General features: G+C 68.0%; 20 protein-coding genes and 1 pseudogene. 10 read left to right on the forward strand and 11 right to left on the reverse strand.

What is annotated here, in order from left to right; translation table 11 throughout:
- Positions 1 to 87: 87 nt before the first annotated feature.
- From GSI01S_RS13490 to GSI01S_RS13505, 4 genes are all read right to left on the reverse strand, one after another.
- Entirely contained in the window at positions 88 to 924 is an 837-nt protein-coding gene (locus GSI01S_RS13490; RefSeq protein WP_006897135.1) for an HAD family hydrolase, read from the reverse strand.
- Positions 921 to 1,691 carry a lysophospholipid acyltransferase family protein gene (locus GSI01S_RS13495; protein WP_006897136.1) on the reverse strand — a complete coding sequence of 257 codons (771 nt, stop codon included), beginning with the start codon at positions 1,689 to 1,691 and terminating at the stop codon, positions 921 to 923. Before GSI01S_RS13495 ends, GSI01S_RS13490 begins: the two co-directional genes overlap by 4 nt.
- Before the next feature lie 2 nt (positions 1,692 to 1,693).
- Positions 1,694 to 2,467, reverse strand: a complete 774-nt coding sequence (locus GSI01S_RS13500) for a lysophospholipid acyltransferase family protein (RefSeq protein WP_006897137.1) — start codon at positions 2,465 to 2,467, stop codon at positions 1,694 to 1,696.
- A 62-nt stretch (positions 2,468 to 2,529) separates the two neighbouring features.
- Positions 2,530 to 3,666 (reverse strand): acyl-CoA dehydrogenase family protein, encoded by a 1,137-nt coding sequence (locus GSI01S_RS13505; protein WP_006897138.1) that lies wholly within the window; start codon positions 3,664 to 3,666, stop codon positions 2,530 to 2,532.
- Positions 3,667 to 3,780: 114 nt separating this feature from the next.
- Here GSI01S_RS13505 and GSI01S_RS13510 point away from each other — a divergent pair, with 114 nt between their 5' ends.
- Positions 3,781 to 4,365, forward strand: coding sequence for a TetR/AcrR family transcriptional regulator (locus GSI01S_RS13510; RefSeq protein WP_006897139.1), 585 nt, complete (start codon positions 3,781 to 3,783; stop codon positions 4,363 to 4,365).
- Positions 4,366 to 4,386: 21 nt separating this feature from the next.
- On the opposite strand, the gene GSI01S_RS13515 is transcribed toward GSI01S_RS13510, so the two are convergent.
- Positions 4,387 to 5,247 carry an SDR family oxidoreductase gene (locus GSI01S_RS13515; protein ID WP_006897140.1) on the reverse strand — a complete coding sequence of 287 codons (861 nt, stop codon included), beginning with the start codon at positions 5,245 to 5,247 and terminating at the stop codon, positions 4,387 to 4,389.
- A gap of 191 nt (positions 5,248 to 5,438) precedes the next feature.
- Here GSI01S_RS13515 and GSI01S_RS13520 point away from each other — a divergent pair, with 191 nt between their 5' ends.
- The 3 genes from GSI01S_RS13520 (at position 5,439) to GSI01S_RS13530 (ending at position 8,621) form a co-directional block, all read left to right on the forward strand.
- Positions 5,439 to 6,320 (forward strand): TetR-type transcription factor C-terminal domain-containing protein, encoded by an 882-nt coding sequence (locus GSI01S_RS13520; protein WP_006897141.1) that lies wholly within the window; start codon positions 5,439 to 5,441, stop codon positions 6,318 to 6,320.
- Between the two features lie 98 nt (positions 6,321 to 6,418).
- A complete protein-coding gene (locus tag GSI01S_RS13525) occupies positions 6,419 to 7,996 on the forward strand; it encodes an MBL fold metallo-hydrolase (RefSeq protein ID WP_006897142.1) in 1,578 nt (525 codons plus the stop codon).
- Entirely contained in the window at positions 7,983 to 8,621 is a 639-nt protein-coding gene (locus GSI01S_RS13530; RefSeq protein WP_006897143.1) for a TetR/AcrR family transcriptional regulator, read from the forward strand. The genes GSI01S_RS13525 and GSI01S_RS13530 overlap by 14 nt, the downstream gene beginning before the upstream one ends.
- A 182-nt stretch (positions 8,622 to 8,803) precedes the next feature.
- Here the strand turns inward: GSI01S_RS13530 and GSI01S_RS13535 are convergent, their stop codons facing one another.
- Both GSI01S_RS13535 and GSI01S_RS13540 read right to left on the reverse strand, forming a co-directional pair.
- Positions 8,804 to 9,631 (reverse strand): CPBP family intramembrane glutamic endopeptidase, encoded by an 828-nt coding sequence (locus GSI01S_RS13535; RefSeq protein WP_006897144.1) that lies wholly within the window; start codon positions 9,629 to 9,631, stop codon positions 8,804 to 8,806.
- Between the two features lie 36 nt (positions 9,632 to 9,667).
- A complete protein-coding gene (locus tag GSI01S_RS13540) occupies positions 9,668 to 10,438 on the reverse strand; it encodes a DUF2470 domain-containing protein (protein WP_006897145.1) in 771 nt (256 codons plus the stop codon).
- 114 nt (positions 10,439 to 10,552) lie between these two features.
- Between GSI01S_RS13540 and pheA the strand changes: the two genes are divergently transcribed.
- Both pheA and GSI01S_RS13550 read left to right on the forward strand, forming a co-directional pair.
- The gene (pheA, locus tag GSI01S_RS13545) at positions 10,553 to 11,482 is read left to right on the forward strand and encodes a prephenate dehydratase (protein WP_006897146.1); all 930 of its coding nucleotides are present in this window, start codon (positions 10,553 to 10,555) and stop codon (positions 11,480 to 11,482) included.
- 4 nt (positions 11,483 to 11,486) lie between these two features.
- Positions 11,487 to 12,152 carry a histidine phosphatase family protein gene (locus GSI01S_RS13550; RefSeq protein ID WP_006897147.1) on the forward strand — a complete coding sequence of 222 codons (666 nt, stop codon included), beginning with the start codon at positions 11,487 to 11,489 and terminating at the stop codon, positions 12,150 to 12,152.
- A gap of 24 nt (positions 12,153 to 12,176) precedes the next feature.
- Here the strand turns inward: GSI01S_RS13550 and GSI01S_RS13555 are convergent, their stop codons facing one another.
- Both GSI01S_RS13555 and GSI01S_RS13560 read right to left on the reverse strand, forming a co-directional pair.
- Complete coding sequence (locus GSI01S_RS13555) at positions 12,177 to 12,527, reverse strand: metallopeptidase family protein (protein WP_006897148.1); 351 nt, start codon at positions 12,525 to 12,527, stop codon at positions 12,177 to 12,179.
- Position 12,528: 1 nt separating this feature from the next.
- A complete protein-coding gene (locus GSI01S_RS13560; protein ID WP_006897149.1) occupies positions 12,529 to 13,938 on the reverse strand; it encodes a septum formation family protein in 1,410 nt (469 codons plus the stop codon).
- 80 nt (positions 13,939 to 14,018) lie between these two features.
- Here GSI01S_RS13560 and serS point away from each other — a divergent pair, with 80 nt between their 5' ends.
- Positions 14,019 to 15,272: a serine--tRNA ligase gene (gene serS, locus GSI01S_RS13565; RefSeq protein WP_006897150.1), complete on the forward strand. Its 1,254-nt coding sequence runs from the start codon at positions 14,019 to 14,021 to the stop codon at positions 15,270 to 15,272.
- Positions 15,273 to 15,377: 105 nt separating this feature from the next.
- A complete protein-coding gene (locus GSI01S_RS13570) occupies positions 15,378 to 16,262 on the forward strand; it encodes a Rieske (2Fe-2S) protein (RefSeq protein WP_006897151.1) in 885 nt (294 codons plus the stop codon).
- Here GSI01S_RS13570 and GSI01S_RS13575 read toward each other — a convergent pair.
- Positions 16,225 to 16,704 carry a hypothetical protein gene (locus tag GSI01S_RS13575; RefSeq protein WP_006897152.1) on the reverse strand — a complete coding sequence of 160 codons (480 nt, stop codon included), beginning with the start codon at positions 16,702 to 16,704 and terminating at the stop codon, positions 16,225 to 16,227. The two genes, GSI01S_RS13570 and GSI01S_RS13575, sit on opposite strands and share 38 nt — an antisense overlap.
- Complete coding sequence (locus GSI01S_RS13580) at positions 16,701 to 19,031, reverse strand: molybdopterin oxidoreductase family protein (protein WP_006897153.1); 2,331 nt, start codon at positions 19,029 to 19,031, stop codon at positions 16,701 to 16,703. The genes GSI01S_RS13575 and GSI01S_RS13580 overlap by 4 nt, the downstream gene beginning before the upstream one ends.
- A gap of 233 nt (positions 19,032 to 19,264) precedes the next feature.
- Here GSI01S_RS13580 and GSI01S_RS13585 point away from each other — a divergent pair, with 233 nt between their 5' ends.
- Together GSI01S_RS13585 and GSI01S_RS20410 are read left to right on the forward strand one after the other, a co-directional pair.
- Entirely contained in the window at positions 19,265 to 19,576 is a 312-nt protein-coding gene (locus GSI01S_RS13585; protein ID WP_006897154.1) for a GlsB/YeaQ/YmgE family stress response membrane protein, read from the forward strand.
- A 114-nt stretch (positions 19,577 to 19,690) separates the two neighbouring features.
- Positions 19,691 to 19,887 (forward strand): annotated as a pseudogene (locus tag GSI01S_RS20410) (hypothetical protein); the annotation flags it as partial.

Below are 19,887 nucleotides of genomic sequence, written 5' to 3' on the forward strand. Positions count from 1 at the left end.
GGCCCGTGTGACTAGTGGGACTCCTGTGACAGTAGTGACCGCACTGCGGACACGACAAGTTCAGACGGTCACAACCGAGTCACGCTTTTAGAACCAGCGTTCGAGGACCTGGGCGACACCGTCGTCGAGGTTCGACGAAGTCACTTCGTCGGCCGCCTCCGCCGCTGCCGGATCGCCGTGCCCCATCGCCACGCCGTGCGCCGCCCACCGCAGCATCTCGGCGTCGTTGGGCATGTCGCCGAACGCTATCGGTGCCCGTCCGTCGACGTCCGAATGCTCCACGAGCCACGCGAGCCCTGCGGCCTTGTGCGTTCCGGCCAGCGAGAACTCGATCAGGCCGGTGTCGATCGAGAAGGTGATCTCCGCCAGGTCGCCGACGCGCGGCGCCACCGCCTCCGCCATCGCGCGCGAGGACATGCTCGGCATTCGTGCCAGCAGCTTGACCGCAGGCGACGCGGCGACCTCGTCCTGGCTCACATAGACGTGATCGGGATTGAGCCAGGCGTGTTCGTAGCCCGGCGTCGCGACGAACGGCGGCGTCGCGGTGTCGTAGGCGGAGCCTCCGGCCCGCTCCGCGGCGAGCCCGCATCCCGGCAGTACGTCCGCGCAGATCTCGGCGATCCGAGCGAGTGCGCCCGGTTCGAGGGTCGCGGCGTGCAGCACCGTGTCGGTGGCGACGTCGTACACGATGGCGCCGTTGGCACAGACCGCGTAGCGCACGGCGGCGGGGGTGTCCGCGAGTTGATCGGTGATCTCGGGAATCCAGCGTGGCGGGCGACCGGTAGCCAGAACCAGTTCGACGCCGCGCTCACGGGCGCGGCGCAGCACCGAGACCGTGCGGTCGGAGATCCGGTTGTCGTCGTCGATCAGGGTGCCGTCGACGTCCGAGGCGATCATCGTCGGAGTCGGCGAGTCGGTGGTCATTCGGATCGGCTCCCCCGTTTGGCTGCGCGACGTCGCGCCTTCTCCGCTGCTTCCGCGTCCTCGATCACCAGTGCCTCCGCGGGGGTCGGCGCACAGCCGCCGAGTCTCTCCGGCAACCAATCGGCACCGGCGGGCGCCTCCGGGTACCGGTCCTGCACCCGGTGCAGAAGGACGGTCATCGTCTCGCGCAGTCGGGCCGTGCCCACGGCGGGATCCTCGTCGGCGGAGAAGGTCATCGGCGCACCGAACTCGACGTCGATCGGGATGCGATGGAATCCGATCCGGCGCTTGGCGCCCTTGGTCCATTGCCGCTGTGCGCCCCAGACGATCGTCGGGATCACGGGTACGCCGGCCTCGGCCGCCATCCGCACAGCTCCCGACTTGAACTCCTTGAGTTCGAAGCTGCGGCTGACCGTCGACTCGGGGTACACGACGATGAGTTCACCGCCGCGAAGCGCGTCGACGGCGGATCGATATGCGTCCCCGCCCGCTGAACGGTCCACCGGCACCGCCCTGGCGTGTTTGACGAGAAATCTCATGATGCCCAGGTCCATCACTTCGGACTTGATGAGGTACCGCCCGCGTCGACCGCGCCGGTGGAGCCCCAGACCGGCCGGAATGAAGTCCACGTAGCTGGTGTGGTTGATCACCACGACACCCCCGCCCGCGGCGGGAACGTTCTCGAGGCCGAAGTAGCGACGCCGAACCCCCTGCGCCAGCATGATCGATCCGGCGATCCCCTCGAGGGTTCGATAGACCGGCTCCATCGTCAGTCCGCATCTCCGGACGCCTCGCGCCGAGCCCTCTTCGCCGCCTTGGCCTCGGCATCCGCGCGGTCCATCGCGTTGGCCTCCTCGAGCGTGGGGGCACCGCCGCCGCGCGCCGCGGGCACCCAGAACTCACCCGCCGGGTACTCGCCGTAGCCGTCCTGCAGTTCGGTGAGCTTGGCCCGCATGGAGTCGAACAACCGCTGAGTCAGTTCCTCCGGCGTGCCCTCCGGCCTCAGCGGCTCGCCGACCCCGACCATGATCTTGAATCCGGTCCGGCCCAGCTGCCGCGGATGTCCCTTGGTCCAGATCCGCTGCGCTCCCCAGATGATGGTCGGGATGATGGGCGCGCCCGACTCCAGCGACATCCGCGCCGCTCCGGACTTGAACTCCTTGAGTTCGAAGCTCCGGCTGATCGTCGCCTCCGGGTAGACGCCGACCAACTCACCGCGCTTGAGGTAGTCGACGGCGTCGCGATAACTCTGCGCACCGTTGGCGCGATCGACCGGGATGTGCTTCAGGGACCGCATGATCGGTCCGCCGACGGCGTTGTCGAAGACCTCTTTCTTGGCCATGAAGCGGACGTACCGCCGCGGCTTCTGCAGGAATGCGGGAATGCCCGCGAAGGTGAAGTCGAGGTAGCCGGTGTGGTTGATGGCCACCACCCCGGGACCGTGGGCCGGCATGTTCTCCACGCCGGAGATATCGAACTTCAAGCCCTGGGCGAGCCAGAGCAGACGGGCGGTGGACACGACTCCGGCGTACACGGGTTCCATGTCAACAGAGCTTAGTCACCGGCTCCGACACCGCAGGACTCCGTCGTCGCCGGCTCCCGCGCTCATGCGAGCGATCGACTGATCACCAGCCGCTGGATCTGGTTGGTGCCCTCGAAGATCTGGGTGATCTTCGCTTCGCGCATGAATCGCTCCACCCGGAAGTCGCGCGTGTAGCCGTTGCCTCCGAACACCTGGACCGCGTCGGTGGTCACCTTCATCGCCGCATCCGTCGCCACCAACTTGGCCACCGACGCATTGCGCGAATACGGCAGTCCGGCGTCGCGGCGCCGTGCCGCGTCCAAGTACGTCGCCCTCGCCGAGTCGACGGCCGCGGCCATGTCCGCGAGCAGGAAGCCGAGGCCCTGGTGGTCGATGATCTTGCGGCCGAAGGTCTCGCGCTCCTTGGCGTAGGCCACCGCTTCGTCGAGGGCCGCCTGTGCGATGCCGGTCGCGACCGCCGCGATGCCGAGGCGTCCCGAGTCCAACGCACTGAAGGCGATCTGGAGTCCCTGGCCCTCCGCACCGATCCGGCGCTCGGCCGGCACCAGCGCACCGTCGTACCGGGCGGAGGTGGTCGGCACGGCGGCCAGGCCCATCTTCTCCTCGGGGCGCCCGAAGCTGAGGCCCTCCGTGCCGTCCGCCACGAGGAAGCAGGAGATTCCCTTGGACCCCTCGCCGGTCCGGGCGAACAGGTTGTAGAAGTCCGCGACGCCGCCGTGGGTGATCCACGCCTTCTCGCCGGTGATCCGGTAGTCGTCGCCGACCGCCTCCGCGCGGCATGCCAGGGCCGCGGCATCGGATCCGGCCTGCGGTTCGGACAGACTGTACGCACCGATGCTCGCCCCGCCGAGCATCTCCGGAAGCCAGCGTTCCTGCTGTTCCCGGGTGCCGAAGGCGAACAGCGGATGACATGCCAGGCTGTGCACGCTCACTGCGACGCCGACCGCCGCCCAGCGCGCCGCGATCTCCTCGAGTACCTGCAGATACACCTCGTACGGTTGCCCTCCGCCGCCCCACTCCTCGGGATACGGGAGGCTGAGCAGCCCGGCCTCGCCGAGCTTCGCGAACACGCCCTCCGGATACTTCTCCGCCTTCTCGTGCTCGTCGACGATCGGAGCGAGCACCTTGTCCGCGATGTCGCGCGTCAGGTCGATCAGATCGCGGGCTTCTTCGGTCGGCAGCAGGCGGTCGACGGGCACGTCGGACTCCTCGGGATTCGAAAGCGAACAGTACTGGGAACGGTTTCAGAGTACTGCCGGGCCGGCAGTACTACAAGACAAGGAGCAGTACCCCTGGTCAGTACTATCGAACCCATGTCCGCGCCGACCGATCCCGACTTCGCCACGCGACGCCGCTCGCAGTTGTTCGACGAGTTGCTCGCGATGTTCCTCGAGGAGGGCTTCGCCCACTTCACCCTCGACGCCATCGCCGGGCGCCTGCGGTGCTCCAAGTCGACGCTCTACACGCTCGCCGCCAGCAAGGGCGAACTGGTCCGCGCGACCACCATCCACTTCTTCCGCCGGGCCACCGACGACGTCGAGGCCGCCGTAGCGGAGGCCGCGTCGCCGCGCGAGAAGATCACCGCCTATCTGGAGGCGGTGGGCGACGCACTCGGCGGGGCCTCGCCTGCGTTCATGACCGATCTCGCCGCCTTCGCTCCGGCGAGAGAGGCGTACGAGCAGAACACCCGGATCGCGGCGGCGCGCGTGCGGGAGCTGATCGACGAGGGCGTCGCCACCGGCCAGTTCCGGGACGTGCACGCGGCTTTCGCCGCCGACCTGGCCGCGACCGCGATGGTCCGGATCCAGCAGGGCGACGTGCGCGCGGCCACGGGCCTCGACGACGCCGGCGCCTACCGCGAATTGGCGGCGCTCCTCACAGCGGGGATCAGCGCCTGACCCGGATCATCCGCGGCCAGGTCAGCGCCCAGGCGACCGGTCCGGCCATCGCATCCAGAAGTCCAACTCGAGCGGTCCGGTGCCGGGTTCGGCCCGGTACGGCTCGAAGTCGGTGATCCCCTCCGCGGCGAGCACGTCGTCGTCGATCAGGCACCGGCCGGTGAACTCCGCCGCGGGCTTGGTCAGGACCGCGTACGCGGCGTCGCTCATGATGTCGGCACTGCGCGCACCCCGGAGCATCTCCTCGCTGAGGAGATTGCGGACCGCCGCGGTCGCGATCGAGGTCCGGGGCCACAACGTGTTCGCGGCGATGCCGTCCGCGGCGAGCTCCCGCGCGAAGCCGAGCGTCAGGATGGTCATGCCGAACTTCGACACGGTGTACGCCGCCCCGACCTGATCGAACCATTCGGGCGCGAGGTCCACCGGGGGCGAGAAGGTCAGGATGTGCGGGTTCTCCGACTTCCGCAGGTGCTCGATCGCCGCCTTCGAGAGTGCGAACGTGCCGCGCGCGTTGATGTCCTGCATGAGGTCGTACTTCTTCATAGGGATGTCGTCGGTGGCGGTGAGATCGATCGCCGATGCGTTGTTGACCACGATGTCTATGCCGCCGAACCGCTCCACCGTCTGCGCCACGGCGCCGGCGACGGACTCGTCGTCGCGGACGTCGCCCACGATCGGCAACGCCCGCCCGCCGGCCTCCTCGATCGCCGCGGCCGCGGTGTAGATGGTCCCGGGGAGCTTCGGGTGCGGCTCGGCCGTCTTGGCGAGCAGCGCGATGTTCGCGCCGTCGCGCGCCGCGCGAATCGCGACAGCCTCGCCGATGCCGCGGCTGCCGCCGGAGATGATGAGCGTCTTGCCGCGCAGTGAACCCGTTTCGGTCATGGTCGCCTTCCTGTCCACCGATCCGAGCCGTGACGGCCCAGATCGATCGTTCGTATTCGATCCGAACGTAGAAGGCTCGGACGCGTTCCGTCAATAGCCCGATCCACGCACTTCAAGCCCGTTAAAACAGACCGTCAGTCCTTTCGCGAACCGCTCCGATCGCACACGGCAGATTTAGTATCCTTAAACCCATGAACGATGATTCGCCGTCGGCCGCCACTATCGAAGCCGAGCTGGGATCGCGGATCCGAGCGGCACGCCTAGCTCAGCGGCGGACTCTCCGCGATCTCGCCGCGGCGGTCGGCGTCAGCACGGCCACGCTCAGCCTGATCGAGAACGGGCGATCCGGGCTTCGCGTGGCTCGGCTCGCCCGGATCGCCGACGCACTCGGACTTCCGCCGGCGGCGCTCCTGTGCCCCGAAGTCCCCGAACCGCCGGCTCCGGGGCCGCCCACAGCCGGCGGCATCCTGCCCGACGACGGCGACTGGCGACGGTACCGCCCACTCGTCCTCGATCCCGTTCTCGCCGCAGCGCTCGACGAGATCGTCGAAGTGGGATACCACGGCGCGACCATCCGCAGCATCGCGAACCGGTGCGGAAGCACGGTCTCGGCTCTCTACACCAGGTATGAGAACAAGCAGCACATCCTGATGACGCTGCAGGAGCTCGCCGTCAGCGCGGCGACCGACCGCGGCGCCATCGCCCGCGCGGACGGCCGGAACCCCGTCGAACGCTTCTGCTTCCTGGTGGAGCATCTGGCATTGCTGCACACCTACCGGCGCGAGCTCGCGTTCATCGGCACCAGCGAACTGCGCAGTCTCGATCCGGAGAATCGGCGCCGGATCGCCGGACGCCGCACCGATCTGCAGCACATGGTGGACGAGGAGGTCGACGCCGCCGTGCGCGCGGGGCGGTTCCACCCGGACCATCCGCACGAGGCCTCGCGCGCGGTCGTGACCATGTGCACGGCGATCTCCGGCTGGTGGCGACCGGGCGGCCCGTTGTCGCCGGAGCGGGTGGCACAGTTGTACGTCGGCTTCGCACTTGACCTGATGCGCGCCGATCCGCGATAGCGACGCCGGTCACGGCGCGACGATCTGCCCCCACCGCCGACCGTGCTCGGCGATACCCTGGAACAACAGCCCCTGCGCCACCCGAAAGGCAGCACCCCGTGCAGATCACCAGCATCGGCCACGCCGGATTCCACATCCAGACCGCAGCCGGATCGATTCTCTGCGATCCCTGGGTCAACCCCGCGTACTTCGCCTCCTGGGTGCCCTTCCCCGACAACTCCGATCTGGACTGGAAGGCGCTCGGCGACTGCGACTACCTGTACGTCTCGCACCTGCACCGCGACCACTACGACGAGCAGAACCTGCTCGAGAACGTGAACAAGGACGCGACCGTGCTGCTGCCGGACTACCCGGTGCCGGATCTGCGCCGCGAGCTCGAACGCCTCGGCTTCACGAAGTTCGTCGAGACGCAGGACTCCACGAAGCACACCGTCTCGGGACCCAAGGGCGATCTGGACATCATGATCATCGCGCTCCGCGCGCCCGCCGACGGCCCCATCGGCGACTCCGGTCTGGTGGTCGACGACGGCGAGACCGTCTGTTTCAACATGAACGACGCCCGCCCGATCGATCTCGACGTGATCGCCGACGAGTTCGGCCGCGTCGATGTGCACCTGCTGCAGTACTCCGGCGCCATCTGGTACCCGATGGTCTACGACATCCCCCGCAAGTCGAAGGCCAACTTCGCGATGCAGAAGCGCCAGCGCGGCATGGACCGCGCACGCTCGTACATCGAGCAGGTCGGTGCCACGTGGGTGGTCCCGTCGGCCGGGCCGCCGATGTTCCTGGACGACGACCTGTTCGGTCTCAACGATTTCAACACCGGCAGCGATGCCGACAAGGCCAGCATCTTCCCCGATCAGGCGGAGTTCCTGGAACAGATGCGCACGCACGGCACCGACGACGGGGTCAAACACCGCGGACTGATGATGGTCTCCGGGTCGGCGGCCGACTTCGCGGGAGACGAACTTCGCGAGATCGTGCACCCGTATCCCCCGGAGACGGTTTTCGGCGAGAACAAGAAGGCCTACCTGGAGGCGATGAAGGAGAAGTTCGCTCCGGTCATCGCCGCGCAGAAGGCCACCTGGGCCTCGCCCGACGGACCGTCGCTCCTGGAACCGCTGCGCGAGAAGTTCGAGCCGATCATGAAGCAGTCGGACCTGATCTGCGACGGCATCGGCTACCCCGTCGGTCTGGTGGTGGGAGAAGAGACGTACGTGCTCGACTTCCCCAAGCGGACGGTGCGGATGCGCGAGGACGGCGACGGCAAGTACCGGTACGGATTCCGGATCGCCCCCGAGTTGGTGCGCACGGTGCTGCGCGACGACGAACCCGACTGGGTGAACACCATCTTCCTCTCGACCCGGTTCTCCACCTGGCGGATCGGCGGATACAACGAGTACCTGTACACCTTCTTCAAGTGCCTCACCGATGAGCGCATCGCCTACGCCGACGGCTGGTTCTCCGAGGCGCACGACGACTCGGCGTCCATCGAGCTCGACGGGTGGGAGATCCAGCGCCGCTGCCCGCACCTGAAGGCCGATCTGAGCAAGTTCGGCGTGATCGAGGGCGAGAAGCTCACGTGCAACCTGCACGGCTGGCAGTGGGATCTGGCGAGCGGGCGCTGCCTGACGTCGAAGGGACACGAGCTGCGAGCACAGCGTGCCGAGCCCTAGTCCGGACGCCCCCAGCCGGTGCTATGCCGGCCGTTCACTGGCCGAGCGGAGGGCTGAGCGGCGGGAACGGTTCCAGGAGGCCGGCCTCGAGCTGTTCGGCACCCTCGGCTTCTCCTCCGTCACGGTCTCGGCGCTGTGCGCCGAGGCCGGATTGTCGCGCAGACAGTTCTACGAGGAGTACTCGAGCCGGGAGGCGTTGCTCGCCGAGGTCTACGACAAGATCCAGGAGCACGCACGCAAGACTGTCGTCGACGCGGTGCGGGCGCTCGGGGAGACGAATCCCCGCGAGGCGGCGCGCGCGGCGATGAGCGCCTACATCGACACGATCGCGACCGATTCGCGAGCTATCCGATGCTCCTTCATCCAGGTCGTCGGGGTCTCCGCCGAAGTGGAACGGCGTCGTCTCGCCGGTCGTGTGACATGGGCGCGGTTCATCGCCGACACGATTTCAACGATCCCGGGAACCACGCGCAAAGACTTCGACTACGCCGCGACTGCCTTCATCGGCGCGCTGACCTCGGTCGTTCACCGCTGGGGGACGGCACAGGAGCGTCCGGACCGGTCGGAGATCGTAGATCTGCTGTCGGACATACTCGTTCACATCGCAATCGACCGCACTGACTAGTGCACACAGCCGGTTAACCGTGATAGCTTTGGCACAGGTTCTGAGACGCTAGAGTCTCACACCGCGTGCTCGGTCCGGGTGGAATCGGGGCTCTTGGGAGGGAGCTGCTCGGATCGCCGGAGGGCGCGGCGCCGGTTTGGGGGAGAATCCGCAAACTGCGCCGCGCTTTCTCTTGCCACAGGTCAGGACGGATTCAGCACACCGGTCGCGACCAGGACCGCATAACCGATGAAGGCCACGGTGTCGATCAGCGCGTGCGCCAGGACGAGCGGCCAGAGCCGCCCCGTCGCCTGATACCAGCGTCCGTACACCAGACCCATCACGAGGTTGCCCGCGCCGGCACCGACGCCCTGGTACAGGTGGTAGCCGCCGCGCAGAAGCGCGGACGACGCCAGCGCACCCCGCTCTCCGACGCCCAACTGCCGTAGCCGGGTCATGAAGTAGCCGACCACGACGACCTCCTCGGCGAACCCGTTGCCGAACGCCTTCATCGCCAGAACCGGGATCCGCCACCACAGACCGTCGTCCGGCGCCGCCACGAGCTGCGAATTCCAGCCCATCGCCTGAGAGAACGCGACCAGCGCCAGACCGGGCAGTCCGATGATCGCCGCCAGGACTGCGGCGGGCGGCACATCCGCACGCACGGGCCGCCCGAGGCCGATCCGCCGAAGGCCGATTCCGCTGCGCCACAGCAGGTACGCGCCCAACCCACCGATCGCCAGCAGGCGGACCACGCTCATCGACTGACGGATCACGTCGATCGCGGCCACCGACGAGCTCACCGGGTTGAGGGCGACCGTCGTGTCGCCGATGCCCGCGGTGAGAGCGTTCTCCGCCAACGACAGCACCGCGTACACGGCCGAGAACCCGAAGGTGAGAACGCCGACGAGGATCAGTTCGACGACGATCGCACGCCGTTCGCGGCGGTCGTCGACGCGTCCCACGGCAGGCGCGGGCGGGTGGACGAAAGCCCGCAGAAGTCCGCGGATGCCGCCCGCCTCAGAACTCACCGCTCCAACGGTAGCGGCAGCACTGAGGCGATGCGTTCAGTCCTCGCCGAAGCAGGGATGCAGGGCCAGCGAGTGAATCGCCGCGGACAGTTCCGGGATGCGGGAGACCGGGCGGGCGAACGGCATCCGCACGTCTTCATCGCGATTGCCGACCTCCACGCGGAAGGTGATGCCGAACCGGTCCAGGCGCAGCGGCCGGGCGCGCCCGCCTCGGACGTGGTCGGGCAAGCGCTGAGCGAGTTGGCAGATGAGGTCCTGGTGATCGGCGTCCAGGTGCACCAGCCAGTCGTTCTCGAACTCCCAGAACAGATCCGGACTCGCGGCGGCGAGCGCGTCCACGTCGACGCCGCCCGCCCCGGTCGACGTCGCGATGACAGCCGACTCGAGCGCCATTCGCATGAGGCTGTATCCGTGGCCCACGTCGAGCAGCTTCTCGTCCGGGTGGTCACCGGCGATCTCCACCGCCAGGTCGCGCTCGAGCCGTGCGGGCACCTCGTGAAGCGTGCCCGACAACCAGATCAGCGACCGCACCCGCTCGCGCATCCTGACCGGTGCGACGTCGATGACCTCGACCATCGCCGTGACGTCTCCGCCCTCGCGGACCAGGCGCAGCGCCGGCGTCTCGTCGGGAACCAGGAGAAAGGCGTCGCTTTCGAACAGATGGACCATCCCGACCGAATCGCACCCCTTCGGCTCGGTCGCCGCACAGTCCGGCGCACTGACCGACAGCGTTCCCGAATGAGCACGACGGCAGGCCGTCTGGATCAGTTCGGCATCGCACGGCGCGAGGATCGTGTTCACGTCCACCTCCAGGAAACGGTCTAATTAGCTAAGCCTAACTTATGCTCACCTAACCTAACCTGAGGGCTTTTCGCCGTCAACGCCCCGGCCGCACGGCCGGTTTCTCTCGACTACTGTGAAATGGTGCCCGTCTACGCTTACTTCGGCCCCGCCGGCACGTTCACCGAGATGGCGCTCGATGCCGTCCTGCGCCGACGCGGCGAGGCATCGACGGCGACCAAGATCGCGGTGAGCAATCCGCCGGCCGTCATCGATCTGATCCGCAGCGGGGGCGCGGACTTCGGCTGCGTCCCCATCGAGAGTTCGCTCGAGGGAGCGGTCCCGGCCACGATGGACGCCCTGTCGCCGAGCGCCGGCCTCCCGCGCGTCCAGGCGTACGCGGAGGCGGCTCTCGACATCTCCTTTACCGTCGCCGCGGCAACGCCCATGGACCCCGCCGACGTGCGGACCGTCGCGGCGTATCCGGTGGCCGCGGGTCAGGTCCGCCGCAGCATCGAAGAGCTGTTCCCGCGGGCCGAGGTGGTCGTCGCCACCTCCAATTCGGGCGCAGCGCGCGACGTGGCCGAGGGTCGCGCCGACGCCGCCGTGACCACGGCCGCCGCGGCGCGGATGCATGAGCTGGCGACGCTGGCCGACGGCGTCGCCGACTCCGACGACGCCGTCACCCGGTTCCTGCTGCTGGGGCCTGCGGGGCCGCCGCCGGAACCGACGGGAGCAGACCGCACGTCGGTGATTCTGGACCTTCCGAACACGCCCGGAAGCCTGGTCGCGGCGATGAACGAGTTCGCGATGCGCGGCATCGACCTGACCCGTATCGAATCGCGGCCGGTCGGCCCCGGACAGTACCGTTTCTATCTCGACGCGCGAGGCCACGTTCGGGACGCTGCGGTCGGCGAGGCGCTCCGCGCCCTGCACCGCAGTGCCGAACGTGTGGTCTTTCTCGGATCGTGGCCGGTCGACCCGCAGTTGGCCGTGACCACGGCCGCGACACCGCCCGACCACACCGAGTCACGCGAGTGGTTCCACCGTCTTCTTTCTGGAGAACTCTAAAGACATGGCAAGGCTTCACCTGGTCCGGCACGGCGAGACCACGTCCAACGTGCTCAAACGTCTCGACACCGCACTTCCCGGCGCGTCGCTGACCGATTTCGGCGCGCGACAGGGCGTGCGGTTCGGGCTCGAACACCCGCTGACCGACTCGGCGGTGCTGGTGAACTCTGTCGCCAATCGGGCGCAGCAGACCGCGGAACTGATCGGATCGGTGTGGGACTCGTCCACCGAGACCGTGGAAGGCGTTCACGAGATCCAGGTCGGCGACCTCGAGGGGCGCAGCGACCGCGAGGCGCATGAGCAGTTCCACGAGATCGTCGTGCGCTGGCACCGGGGCGACCTCGACGCCCGGCTGCCCGGTGGCGAGTCGCTGGAGATGCTTCACGACCGCTATCTGCCGATCATCGACGATCTGGCGTCGCGGTACCTCACCGGCGCGAATCAGCGGGACGTGTACTTGGTCTCCCACGGTGCGGCGATCCGGCTGATCGCCGCACACCTGACGCGGCTCGACCCGGAGTTCGCCATGAAGAACTACCTGAACAACACCGGTTCGGTGGAGTTGGAGTTCACCGGCGATCTGTGGGTCTGCCACCGATGGGGCGAAGCCGCACTGCCGGACGCCGACGGTTCGGATACCGCACCCGGCTACGAGGATCCGATGGGCTGACCCGGCCCCGACGGCCTGATCCGGTCAGCCCCAACCGTTGGCGTGCAGCCACTCGTCGCTGATACCGAAATGGTGCCCCACCTCGTGCAGCACGGTGATCGCGACCTCTCGGCGCAGTTGCTCGGCCGAATGGCACATCGCGAGGAGCGGCTCGCGATAGATCTCGATCGTGTCGGGCAGGAAGCCGCTGTACTCGGTGGTCCGCTCGGTGAGCGCCACACCCGTGTACAGGCCCAGGATGCCGGGATCGTCCTCGTTGTGCGGACGCACCAGGATCACGACGTTCGACATGGCGTGCATCAGCTCCTCGGGGAGGAGGTCGAGCGCATCGCCGACGAGGTTCTCGAACTCTCGCTCCGACATCCGCAGCGGCATGTCAGCCGCCTGCCGGCGCGGGAAGCTGCGCGTCGTTCGGCGTGTAACCGGGAGGCAGTGGCACGGGCTCGCCCACCGACCGTCCCGGCGGGCCGACGTCGACCGGCTTCGGACTGCCGCCGTTGATGAGCAGCGTGTCCGGTCCGCCGCGGGCGTCGCCGACCAGGGTCGCGAAGCCGCCGCGGTCGGGCAGCGCCGCGTAGCAGACCACACGCCGGCTTCCCGTCAGCCAGCTCACCTCGGAGATCACCGACCACTGCACGTTGAGCGTGGTCGCCTTGAACTTCTGCGCGCCGCCGAAGAACCTGTTCGTCTGCGTCGGGCAGATCGTCTTCAGGTAGTCGTTCTGATCCGCGACGCTGGGCCACGGCTTGCCGGAGTTGCGGCCCCCGAAGCGCTGGGACAGGTCCACGGTGCCGGTCACCTGGAAGGCGTGGGGTTCGGCGCAGTTCACGACGCTGCTGGTGGCCTTGCGGGTGGTCTTGTCGATGCCGATGCAGGTGCCGTCGGGCCATGCGAACGACTGGTCCACATCGCGGACGCGGCCGGTGAACTCCTCCTGGCCGCCGCCGGCACCGGGTTGTTCGATTCCGCAGCGCAGACTGCGCACGCCGCGTTCCCACTCCACCTTCGACGGGAACATCAGTCCGGGCGAGAGCCGGCCCTGCGGATCCAGTCCACCGCCCAGGTAGCGGTCGACGATCACGCCGCAGCTCTCATCGCGGATCGCGGCGAAGCGCTCCGGTCCGGGCCACGGTGCCTCCGAGGAGAACTCGGAGCTCGGGAACGCGGAGGTGTCGAGCACACCGGCCACTTCGAACCGATGCGGCGACTCGCACGCCACCGCGCTCGGCTCGCCGGGTGTGTCGGCGCTCCAGGTGAGGCAGTCGCCCGCCTCGGATCGGGTGAAGTCGTTCTCCTGCGCGGGCGATCCCTCACCGATGACCGACGAGCCGACATCGCCGACGTCGTCGAAGACACCGGTTCCGAGCATCACTCCGCCCGCGGCGAGCGCACCGACGAGCACGGCCCCGAGCACCAGCCGCAACGAGTTCTTCGGCATCCGGTTGCGGGAGTCGGCCGGCTCGCGGCCGTCGGCGGGCTCGGGCCCCCCGTCGTCCCCATCGCGCTCTCCGCCGTCACCGTATCCGTCGTCGCCGTATCCGGCGTCACCGTATCCGTCGTCGCCGTAGTCGTAGGCGTCCTCCGGTTCGACGCCCCACTCCTCGACGTCGTCCTCGACCTCCGCGTCGTAGTCGTCGAGTCCGGCCGTCGGCTCCGCCTCCCCGCCGATCTCCGGGAGCTCTGCGGTCGCCTGCTCATCGCCTTCGACGGCACCGACCGGCCCCCACACGTCGGCATCGCCGTCGACGACGGGGCGGGCCTCGTCGTCGCCGCGGCCGTCATGCATCGGTTGATCCCTCTTCGAAGTCATCGCGTTCCATCATGCCTGGTCGTTGCTCGCCTCGTGTTCCGAGTAGGGTTCAACGTGTGATCGACCTGAAGATCGTGCGTGAGAACCCCGACCTTGTACGTGCCTCCCAGCGTGCCCGCGGCGAGGATCCCGGACTCGTCGACCAGCTCCTGGAGGCGGACGCGGCACGGCGCTCGGCGATCGCCGAAGCCGACGCCCTGCGCGCGGAGCAGAAGTCGCTCGGCAAACTCGTCGGCAAGGCATCCGGAGACGAGAAGACCGCTCTGCTCGCCAAGGGCAAGGAACTGGCCGAGCAGGTGAAGGCCGCCGTCGCGAAGCAGAACGACGCCGACTCCGCGTCGCAGGCCGCGCACCGCGCCATCTCGAACATCATCACCGATGCCCCGGCCGGTGGCGAGGACGATTACCTCGTCCTCGAACACGTCGGTGAACCGCGCGCCATCGACGACCCGAAGGACCATCTCGAACTCGGAGAGAGCCTCGGCCTCATCGACATGGCCCGCGGTGTCAAGGTGTCGGGTTCGCGGTTCTACTTCCTCACCGGTCTGGGCGCGATGCTGCAGCTCGGTCTGCTCAACATGGCCGCGGCGAAGGCGACCGCCAACGGTTTCACGCTGATGATCCCGCCGGTCCTGGTGAAACCGGAGATCATGGGCGGCACCGGCTTCCTGGGCGCGCACAGCGACGAGATCTACCACCTCGACGAGGACGACCTGTACCTCGTCGGCACGTCGGAGGTGCCTCTCGCCGGGTACCACAAGGACGAGATCCTCGACCTCTCCGGCGGACCGAAGCGTTACGCGGGCTGGTCCACCTGCTTCCGCCGCGAGGCGGGGTCGTACGGCAAGGACACCCGCGGCATCATCCGCGTGCACCAGTTCGACAAGGTGGAGGGCTTCATCTACTGCAAGCCGGAGGACGCCGAGGCCGAGCACCAGCGGATTCTGGGCTGGGAGAAGGACATGCTCGCGGCGATCGACGTGCCGTACCGAGTCATCGACGTGGCAGGCGGGGACCTGGGCAGCTCGGCCGCCCGCAAGTTCGACTGCGAGGCATGGGTTCCGACGCAGGGCACGTACCGCGAACTCACCTCCACGTCCAACTGCACCACCTTCCAGGCACGACGACTCTCTGTCCGCTACCGGGACGAGAACGGCAAGCCTCAGATCGCGGCGACCCTCAACGGCACCCTCGCGACCACCCGGTGGCTGGTCGCCATCCTCGAGAACCACCAGCAGCCGGACGGTTCGGTTCGCCTTCCCGAGGAACTCGCGCGGTTCGTCGGGGTGGAACACATCCGACCGGTGTAGTCGGCATTCCGGACGTCGTCGTCCGCGCCCTCGAAACCGTTTCATCCGTGCCGTCGCCGGGTATCCGACGGCACGGATGAAACCGCCAGAGAGGACCTCGGGTCGATGGACGTGCCACAGAGACTGATCGATCGCATCAGCGAGTTCGAGGAGGCCGATCGGGCCGCAGCGCCGCTCGCCGGTGCGGTACACCGCGTGACTCGGCGCGATGCGGTGAAGAACGCACTGTCGGGCAGCGCACTCGGCCATCAACTGCATCCGGTGCTGACCGATCTGCCGATCGGCGCCTGGACGATGGCGTCCGCGCTCGACTACTTCGGCGGCACTCGTCACGCGGACGGCGCGAGGCGGCTGGTCGCGCTCGGTGTGCTCAGCGCTGCGCCCGCCGCTGCGGCCGGAGCCTCCGATTGGTCGGATTCGTACGGCGGCGACCGGCGGATAGGCCTCGTCCACGGCGTGATGAACCTGGCGGCCACGGGTGTGCACGCCTGCTCATGGGTGGCCCGGATGCGCGGGCGATCGAAGGCGGGGGTGGCGCTGAGCACGATAGGTCTCGCCCTCACGGCGGGGGCGGGGTACCTCGGCGGCCATCTCTCGTTCGCCCGCGGCGTCGGCGTCAACCGAACCGCATTCGAACCAGCGGTCACCGAGTGGACGCGAGTGGCGGCGCTGCACGAGCTCGAAGAACGCAAACCCCTGCGTGTCGAGGCCGCGGCGGTGCCCGTCGTTCTCGTGCTCGTCGACGGCCGCGTCCATGCGCTCTCGGCCACGTGCATCCACGCCGGGGGCCGGCTCGACGACGGGATGGTGATCGATGAAGATTCCGGCCCGTGCCTCGTGTGTCCGCTGCACGGCAGTACATTCCGTCTCGCGGACGGCGGCATCGAGCGAGGGCCGGCCGCGGTGCCGGAGCCGCGCTGGCAGGTGAGAATCGACAGCGGTGAGATCTGCGTCAGCCGGCGGACAGTGCCTGCGGCGAGAGGGTTCTGACCAGATTCCTGGCCCATTCGAACTGGCGCTCAGCTTGTGACAGACACTGATCGACGAGCGCGGAGCACTCGGAATCGTTGGTAGCGGCGGCGCCTTGGCCGAGGATCTCCCACTGCATCGTCAGCCCTGCGATCCGTTGACAGACGCCGCACAATTCGGCGACCGGCAGAAGCGACGCGGGGAGCTCTCGGGCCGGAGTCTCGAACACACTCGACGGGCCGACGGCGGCCTGAGTGTCGAACGTCGCCTCCGACTCGACGCCGCGAGCGACGGCCAGCGATCTGACGGCACCGGCGTGATTGCGCGACCAGGCCGCGAGATCCGCAGCGAGATAGTGGATCTCAGGGTCGGTCGGGTGGTCTCGTGCGATCGATTCCAGCTCCAGGGCGAGAAGTCGTTCGGAGCGCTCGAGTTCACGAAGGAGGAGGCCCAGGTTCTTCATCGCGTCCCCTCGCTCTCCCTGGAGAGCAATGCGATGGCGGCGGCCGCGGTTTTGAATATCGGTTGCTTGGACGCCGGATCCCAGTCCGTGAGCGTCAGCTCGTTGGCGGCCCGGTCGTGAGCTGCCGGTGATTCCACGTCCCAATAGCCGTAATGGAAGGGCAGAAACAGCACCCCCGGTCGAATGTCCGCGATCCGTGCGGCGGCGCGCACCGTGCTGCGGGGACTTCGGATCTCGACCGGATCGCCGTCGCGAATGCCGTGGGTGGCCGCATCTGCCGCTGACAGCTCGACCCACACCTCCGGGGCCGCACCGTTGAGTTCCGGTGCCCGGGCGGTCTTGGTTCGGGTGTGGAAGTGGTAGACGGTCCGCCCCGTGATCAGGGCGAAAGGGTATTGCGCCGACGGTGGTTCGTGCGGCGTCTCATAGTCTGCGGACTTGATCAGCGCGCGTCCTTTCGGATCGTTCGCCCGGTACCGGGTGGCGTCGACGGGAGATCCGGTGATCAGGTCCTTGCCGTACGTCTCGCACTCGTCGGCCGCGGTCCAGAAACGACCGTCCGCATAGAGGCGTGCCGTGCCGCCGGGCGCGGTGTCCGTGCACGGCCACTGCACGCTGCCCTGCTCACGCAGCCCCGCATAGCTCATGCCGCTGTAATCGCAGAGTCTGCCGGCGCTGCACCGCTTCCACGCTTCGAACACGGCCTCCGCGTTCGACCACGGCGTCAGCGGGCGGCCGTCTCGGTCACGGAAGTCCATCCGTCGCGAGAAGTCCAGAAAGATGTCCAGATCCGCACGGGCCCCTCCGGGTGGGTCCACCGCCTTCTCCGACAGGTGCACGGTGCGGTCCGCGTTGGTGAAGGTACCGACCTTCTCGCCCCACGCCGCCGCGGGCAGCACCACGTCGGCGAGCATGCCGGTCTCGGTGAGGAAGATGTCCTGCACCACCAGGAACAGACTCTCCTTCGAGAGGATCGACCGTACCCGGCGCAGCTCCGGCATCGAGACAGCGGGATTGGTCGCGGAGACCCAGAGCATCTTCAGCGATTCCTGCTCGGCGTACCGGAAGATCTGCATCGCGTGGGTCGGCGGCGCGAAATGCGGGATCGTCGCCGCATCGACGTTCCAGACCGAGGCGAGCTCTCTCACGTGTGCGGGGTTGGCCCAGTTCCGAAAACCGGCCAGGTCGCCGTCGGCGCCGCACTCACGGGTGTTCTGTGCGGTCGGCTGCCCGTTCATCTGCAGTACGCCGCAGCCCGGACGTCCCAGCATTCCTCTGAGCAGGTGGATGTTGTTGACCTGTACCGCCGACGCCGTGGCTTGATGCGACTGGTAGAACCCCTGCAGGACCGTCGACAACAGTCTCTGGGCTTCGCCTATCAGCCTCGCCCCATGCCGGATGTCGTCGGCCCCGACTCCGCAGATGTCTGATACTCGCTCCGGCGGGTACTGCGAGACGAGGTCGGACAGGTCCTCGAATCCGACGGTGTGTTCCCGGATGAACTCGTCGTCGATCCACCCGTTGACGACGAGTTCGCGCAACAGACCGTTCATCAGTGCGAGGTTCGTTCCGGGCAGCGGCGCCAGATGGACGCTCGCCCGTCGCGCGACCGCGGTTGTCCGCGGGTCGACGCAGAGGAGCTTCGGCGGATCCGGAGCCGCGAGACGGTCGAGTATCCGCATCCAGGTGACGGACTGGGTCTCCGCGACGTTGTGCCCGAAAAGCGCGATGACGTCCGCATGGTCGACATCTGCCAACGTACCGGGTTGGCCGTCACTGCCGAACGATTCCTTCAGTGCTTCACCGGCGGTAGCGGTGCACAGGCGAGTGTTGCCGTCGAGGTGGTTCGTACCGATCCCGGCGCGGGCGATCACGCTCAGCGCGTAGTACTCCTCGAGGAACAGCTGGCCGGATGTGTAGAACCCGATCGAACTCGGGCCGCTGGAGTTCAGCAGGTCCTCGGCGTGTTCGGCGATCCGGCTCATCGCGGTGTCCCAGTCGGTGGGGACGAGTTCACCGTCCTTGCGCACCATCGGCGTGCTGAGCCGGTCCGGGGAGGCGTTGGCCTTCCAGCCGTAGCGGTCTTTGACGTCGAGCCTTCCGCGGTTGATCCGGTCGTCGGCACGGCCTCGGATTCCGACGATCCGACCTCTCCGGACGGCGATCTCGAGGCCGTCGCCATTCGAGTGAAGAACCGACGCGGTCGGTACCCAACAGTCCACGTCGTCTGACGTCGTGCCGGCCGCCAGCTCGGTATCGACCCGTCGCGGCCACATCTGGGCCCTCTTGTACGGGGTGCGCGGCCCCCAGATGTCGGTCACGGCCATCACTCCCCTGCTTGACAACGCTGTCGCTGCCCAGCGGGTACCCGACCGAACCGCTCTGAAACCTCGGCGAATCTCGACGCGACTCCCCGAGGAGAAGGCTCTCGCGGTCGTACGTGGGCGTACGAGCGCGCACAGCCGATGCCGACGGATGTTTCGTCTCCGGGGTCCGCGGGCATTCCCCGTGAAGTTCTCCACCGACCTGCAAAGACCGAGATCTCACTCAAGGAGCCGGCATGACCGACCACCTACTGCTCGCCGACGAGGTTCTGGCGCGCTCGTCCATGTTCACCTCTGTGGGCTGGATCGGCTACATCATCATCGGCGGCGTGGCGGGATGGCTCGCAAGCAAGATCACCGGCGTGGACGCACAGATGGGCCTGTTCGCCAACATCGTCGTGGGCGTGGTCGGTGCTCTGATCGGCGGATTCGTGCTGAGCTTCTTCCTCGACACCGCCAGCGCCGGGATGTGGTTCACATTCCTCACCGCGCTCGCCGGTGCGGTGTTGCTCCTCGTCGTCCTCAAGGCCCTTTCACGACGAGCCTGACAGTCTCGTCGCTGAGACGACGGCTGCGGCGACGGTCTGACCGGCGACCTCGCCCGAGGTGCCGCGCCGCTCGGCGGCCGCACCGACGGTGGCGAGACCGGTAGCGTAGTTCAGATGAACTCCCAGCGACCCGAGCCGCCGTACCAGCGGCGACCGAGCGGAGGCCCTCGACCGGAGGCGCCGACCCGCAGGGTCTCCGGTCCGCCGCCCGGGGAGCCGGGCTACCGGCCGCCACTCGCGTGGTCGCAGGAACCCGACCCCCGATCGCGGCGACGTTCGCCCGCGCCGCTGCCCCCGAACCCGCTGCCCCC

Source organism: Gordonia sihwensis NBRC 108236 (assembly GCF_000333035.1).
Taxonomy (GTDB): Bacteria; Actinomycetota; Actinomycetes; order Mycobacteriales; family Mycobacteriaceae; genus Gordonia; species Gordonia sihwensis.

Bases quoted from the DNA above. Each gene is read 5' to 3' on its own strand.
- GSI01S_RS13550 (WP_006897147.1), top strand. From the start codon at position 11,487: ATGGCAAGGCTTCACCTGGTCCGGCACGGCGAGACCACGTCCAACGTG.
- GSI01S_RS13575 (WP_006897152.1), bottom strand. From the start codon at position 16,704: ATGAAGAACCTGGGCCTCCTCCTTCGTGAACTCGAGCGCTCCGAACGA.
- GSI01S_RS13510 (WP_006897139.1), top strand. From the start codon at position 3,781: ATGTCCGCGCCGACCGATCCCGACTTCGCCACGCGACGCCGCTCGCAG.
- GSI01S_RS13515 (WP_006897140.1), bottom strand. From the start codon at position 5,247: ATGACCGAAACGGGTTCACTGCGCGGCAAGACGCTCATCATCTCCGGC.
- GSI01S_RS13520 (WP_006897141.1), top strand. From the start codon at position 5,439: ATGAACGATGATTCGCCGTCGGCCGCCACTATCGAAGCCGAGCTGGGA.
- GSI01S_RS13580 (WP_006897153.1), bottom strand. From the start codon at position 19,031: ATGGCCGTGACCGACATCTGGGGGCCGCGCACCCCGTACAAGAGGGCC.
- pheA (WP_006897146.1), top strand. From the start codon at position 10,553: ATGGTGCCCGTCTACGCTTACTTCGGCCCCGCCGGCACGTTCACCGAG.
- GSI01S_RS13570 (WP_006897151.1), top strand. From the start codon at position 15,378: ATGGACGTGCCACAGAGACTGATCGATCGCATCAGCGAGTTCGAGGAG.
- GSI01S_RS13500 (WP_006897137.1), bottom strand. From the start codon at position 2,467: ATGGAACCCGTGTACGCCGGAGTCGTGTCCACCGCCCGTCTGCTCTGG.
- GSI01S_RS13555 (WP_006897148.1), bottom strand. From the start codon at position 12,527: ATGCCGCTGCGGATGTCGGAGCGAGAGTTCGAGAACCTCGTCGGCGAT.
- GSI01S_RS13560 (WP_006897149.1), bottom strand. From the start codon at position 13,938: ATGCATGACGGCCGCGGCGACGACGAGGCCCGCCCCGTCGTCGACGGC.
- GSI01S_RS13495 (WP_006897136.1), bottom strand. From the start codon at position 1,691: ATGGAGCCGGTCTATCGAACCCTCGAGGGGATCGCCGGATCGATCATG.
- GSI01S_RS13490 (WP_006897135.1), bottom strand. From the start codon at position 924: ATGACCACCGACTCGCCGACTCCGACGATGATCGCCTCGGACGTCGAC.
- GSI01S_RS13585 (WP_006897154.1), top strand. From the start codon at position 19,265: ATGACCGACCACCTACTGCTCGCCGACGAGGTTCTGGCGCGCTCGTCC.